This window comes from Aerococcus sp. L_32 (assembly GCF_050689315.1).
This window is the reverse complement of sequence record NZ_JBOEQF010000262.1, coordinates 1-2,912: the sequence shown is the minus strand read 5'-3', so window position 1 is coordinate 2,912 and position 2,912 is coordinate 1. Positions and strand designations below refer to the sequence as shown.

Below are 2,912 nucleotides of genomic sequence, written 5' to 3'. Positions count from 1 at the left end.
AGTCTCTGGCCCGTTCTGCTTTTGAATGGCCCCCTTTGACAATCACGTTTTTAGCCCCATATCCTTGTATCTTCAATCCAGCCGCTAACATATCCGTTTCTGATTCAATGGTCATATCAGCGATGATTTCTGCTTCAGGAATATTTGGTGTGACTAAGGTCGCAAGAGGGAGTAATTTGTTTTGAATGGCGTCGACGGCGTCTTGGTCCAACAATTGATGGCCACCCTTAGCCACCATGACTGGGTCAACGATTAAAGGCCCAAAGTCTACCTCTTTCAGATTTTTAACCACATTCTCTACATAAGCCCCGTTAAATAACATGCCTGTTTTGACAGCGCCAATTCTGAAGTCCGCTTTCAATGAGGCAAATTGGGCATCGATAAAGTCCAAGGGTACCGGTAAGGCCGATTGGACGCCTAGGGTGTTTTGGGCAGTCAAGGCGACCACAATCGACATACCAAAGGCTTTGCGAGCTTGGAAAGTTTTCAAGTCAGCTTGAATCCCTGCACCCCCGCCTGAGTCTGATCCTGCGATTGTCACTACTTGTGGTGTTGAATTTACCATTTAGTCCACCTCCAAAATATCTGCTACTTTAGCTTTTAAATCTCTTACGCGTTGTGTCACCGAATCTGCCAACATAATTTCAGAAACTACTGAAATCCCCGCAATCCCACTTCCGGCTAATGATTTAATATTGTCCAATTGAATGCCGCCAATTGCGACAACTGGGATGGCTACTTGGCTGCTGATCGTCTGTAAAGTTTCTACTGTCACTAGGCTGGAATCCTTGGTGGTTGTTGGGAAGATGGCCCCGACACCCAAATAGTCCGCCCCTTGTTGGTAGGCTTCTTCTGCCCGCGCTAGGGTTTTGGTTGAGACCCCTAAAATCTTGTCTGGCCCGATGAGTTTCCGAACCACGTCAACCGGCAATTCGTCGTCGCCAATATGGACACCCGCTGCGTCCACCGCTAGCGCTAAGTCCACCCGGTCGTTGATGATCAAGGGTACATCATATCGGTCGGTGATGGCTTTCAATTTTTGGGCTAAGGCGTAAGCAACGCGGCTGGTTGCCGTTTTGTCCCGGAATTGAACCAAAGTAACCCCCGCCTTGACTGCGTCTTCAACCACTTGTAAAAAGGCGTCTTCTTGGTAATCAAAACCTGCTGTGACTAGATATAAACTGTAATCCATTATAGTTGACCTCCCTTGATACCTGTTACCCATTCATCGTCTTCTAACAATAGGGATAGGTTATTCAATGTTGCTTGTCTAAAATCGGCTAGGCCTCTTGCTGTTGCGTCTGCTTTTTCACCACATAAATTGAAGTAAGATACCGCTAAAATTACAGCGGCTAGGACTGGCTGACCAGCCCCTAATAAGGCTGTAATCAAGGCACCGACAATGTCTCCAGTCCCAGTAAAGCGACCAAGATTGTCTACGCCATTCTTCAGGTAGTAAATGCCTGACGCATCAGCGACCACGTCTACTAGACCTGTCGCTAATAAGGTTGTACCGGCATGGTCTGACACCCATTCTTGCATAGCTTGGCCCAGTTCCACTAAGGCCGCCTCGCTTTGGTCATCGGCCCCTGCGTCAACACCTCGTCCAGTTGAGCCTAAACCACAGAAAGTCCGCATTTCAGACAAGTTGCCTTTGATGACATCTGGTGTGAATGCGCTGATTTCTTGGGCTAAGTCGTTACGCAAGGGACTGGCTGAAACCCCCACTAAATCCAGAACGAAAGGCGTGTCTGTTTCGTCAGCTGTTCTAGCAGCCAATAAAATGTTGCGGGTTTTTTCAGGCGATAAACTCCCAATATTGATCAAGGCCCCATCGTTTTGATTGAAGAAATCTCCCATCTCAGCTGCCTGGTCTGCCATGACTGGGGCCGCCCCCACATATAATAAGGCGTTGGCCACCGATTCCACCGTCACGGTATTGGTTAAGCACTGGATTAGCGGGCTTTTGGCTAATGGGAAGGGGTTGTCGTAAGTTGGTAAAGCTTTTAATGTATATAAATCGATTGTCATCTTTTAAATCCTTTCAATATCGCATCTTTTAAATCATTATGGTGAAGTATCATCGGTGTTCAATTATCTAGATATCTTTTGGAAAACAAAAAAGCCCCCTTTCCTGTCAGTATTCGACAAAAGGGGGGAATAGTCGTCCAAATGAATGATAGCAAGGCAAAAAGCCAAATGAATCATATTTTCGACAGTATTTACTACATTTTCCTTCGCCAGTATTAACTGTATCAGGTTCCATGGGTATAATCTCAGCTGTCACAGCACCCCAAATGTCTCTATGAATTAACTCTATTCAAACAATCTTTTAAAGGAATGTCAACCCTCTCAATTCGAGGCATTATTGAACGATAGTTTAAAAAATTAAGCCTTAGGCCTTATGCTTCACCTATCATCACCTTAGATGGCATATTGTCTGTCTAAAGAATATTATTGTTTACGCACTATTGTAAGCATGTGATTGGTATGGATATAATAAGTGAATTCGACACAACTTTATAGGAGGTCTAAAAGTATGAAAAATTTTAAAAATTACACTCAAGTCGACACGGAAGTTCTTAGAGAAATATGGAACGATATTTTGGTGGACGGTGTCGCCTTCCCAGGTTTAGACCTCTATTCAAGTGCCGCATTTGAGAAGAAACTGGCTGCTTATGATCAAGTTGACGTCTTGTTGGCGGATGATCAGATTGCTGGCTACTACCTGATTAAAGCAAATAACGAAGGTTGAGCAAGTCACATAGCCAACGGGACTTACGCAGTGAATAAAGCCTTCCGGGGTCAAGGTTTGATCAATGACTTGGTAGCAAAATCCATTGAAACGGCTAAAATGCACGGTTTTAGAGGGATTCAGTTTAACGCGGTTGTGGCCGAGAACAAGGCTGCTG

General features: G+C 45.1%; 5 protein-coding genes and 1 riboswitch. Of the genes, 2 read left to right on the top strand and 3 right to left on the bottom strand.

Translation table 11 applies throughout. The features are described from left to right. The 3 genes from thiD to ACRCJ0_RS11470 form a co-directional block, all read right to left on the bottom strand. Nucleotides 1-565: bifunctional hydroxymethylpyrimidine kinase/phosphomethylpyrimidine kinase (thiD, locus tag ACRCJ0_RS11480; RefSeq protein WP_431390500.1), on the bottom strand; the 565-nt coding region annotated here is incomplete at its 3' end. Continuing rightward, nucleotides 566-1,192 carry a thiamine phosphate synthase gene (gene thiE / locus ACRCJ0_RS11475; RefSeq protein ID WP_431390499.1) on the bottom strand — a complete coding sequence of 209 codons (627 nt, stop codon included), beginning with the start codon at nt 1,190-1,192 and terminating at the stop codon, nt 566-568. After that, on the bottom strand, nt 1,192-2,031 hold the full coding sequence (locus ACRCJ0_RS11470; RefSeq protein WP_431390498.1) for a hydroxyethylthiazole kinase: 840 nt from the start codon (nt 2,029-2,031) through the stop codon (nt 1,192-1,194). Before ACRCJ0_RS11470 ends, thiE begins: the two co-directional genes overlap by 1 nt. 184 nt (nt 2,032-2,215) lie before the next feature. Further along, nucleotides 2,216-2,306: riboswitch (TPP riboswitch) on the bottom strand. A gap of 233 nt (nt 2,307-2,539) precedes the next feature. Between ACRCJ0_RS11470 and ACRCJ0_RS11465 the strand changes: the two genes are divergently transcribed. Together ACRCJ0_RS11465 and ACRCJ0_RS11460 are read left to right on the top strand one after the other, a co-directional pair. After that, nucleotides 2,540-2,755 carry a hypothetical protein gene (locus ACRCJ0_RS11465; protein WP_431390497.1) on the top strand — a complete coding sequence of 72 codons (216 nt, stop codon included), beginning with the start codon at nt 2,540-2,542 and terminating at the stop codon, nt 2,753-2,755. Between the two features lie 9 nt (nt 2,756-2,764). Beyond that, the coding region (locus ACRCJ0_RS11460) for a GNAT family N-acetyltransferase (protein ID WP_431390501.1) at nt 2,765-2,912 on the top strand (148 nt) is incomplete at its 3' end.

Coding starts and splice junctions, on each gene's coding strand:
- thiE (WP_431390499.1), bottom strand. CDS start 1,192: ATGGATTACAGTTTATATCTAGTCACAGCAGGTTTTGATTACCAAGAA.
- ACRCJ0_RS11465 (WP_431390497.1), top strand. CDS start 2,540: ATGAAAAATTTTAAAAATTACACTCAAGTCGACACGGAAGTTCTTAGA.
- ACRCJ0_RS11470 (WP_431390498.1), bottom strand. CDS start 2,031: ATGACAATCGATTTATATACATTAAAAGCTTTACCAACTTACGACAAC.